The 719-nt window shown below is 77.9% G+C and carries 1 pseudogene; it reads left to right on the top strand.

Annotation, left to right across the window (positions count from 1 at the left end):
- Positions 1-196: 196 nt before the first annotated feature.
- Positions 197-719 (top strand): annotated as a pseudogene (locus B7767_RS45550) (hypothetical protein); the annotation flags it as partial.

The following is a 719-nucleotide window of genomic DNA, read 5'->3' as shown; positions in this document are numbered from 1 at the left end:
GGGCGGCGCCCCCGGCACCGAGCCGGCAGCCCCCTCCTCCCGACCGGGCGGAGCGCGCCCCTCGGGCGACCGAGGCGCGACCGGCTCCCCGCCGGCCGCCCGACGCCCGTCGTCCGACGCCAGGACCGCCGTCTTCCCGGCGGTCTCCGGGCGCTCGCCGTCAGCCCCCGGAGCAGCCGACGCCCCGACCGATTTCCTGCGCCCGTCCTCGGACTCCGGCGCCCCGACCGATTTCCTGCGCCCGTCCTCGGACTCCGGCGCCCCGACGGCCTCCCGCGCCCCCGTCCGTGACCCCTGGCAGGAGGAGGCCGGCGGCTCCGCCGAGGCCACCCACGACCCGCACGAGGTGACGGTCCAGCTCGACTCCGTGCAGATAGGGGAAGGCCTCGAACTGCGCCGGGCGCCGAGTCACCGGGCGGGCGGCGTACAGGACACCGCCGGACCCGTGTTCGTCGACGAGTCCGGCCGCCGCAGCCGGCTCTACCGCCGCATCGGCCTGGCCGTCGGCCTCGCCTGCGCCGGCTACGCCGTCGTCATGGTCGCCACGCTGCTGTCCGGCAACTCCGACGCCCCCTGGATGCCCGTCCCCGGCCAGGAGGACAAGCCCGCCGGTCAGGTCGAGACGACACCACAGCCCACCGAGACGGACGCCACACCCGGCTCCGGCACCGGCCTCCTCCCGAGCGGCACGCCGACCACCGGCACCCCGACCCTGCCCG

The organism is Streptomyces sp. 13-12-16, from assembly GCF_002114215.1.
GTDB lineage: Bacteria > Actinomycetota > Actinomycetes > Streptomycetales > Streptomycetaceae > Streptomyces.
The sequence above is the reverse complement of the archived record's forward strand: the minus strand, read 5'-3'. Positions and strand labels throughout refer to the sequence as shown.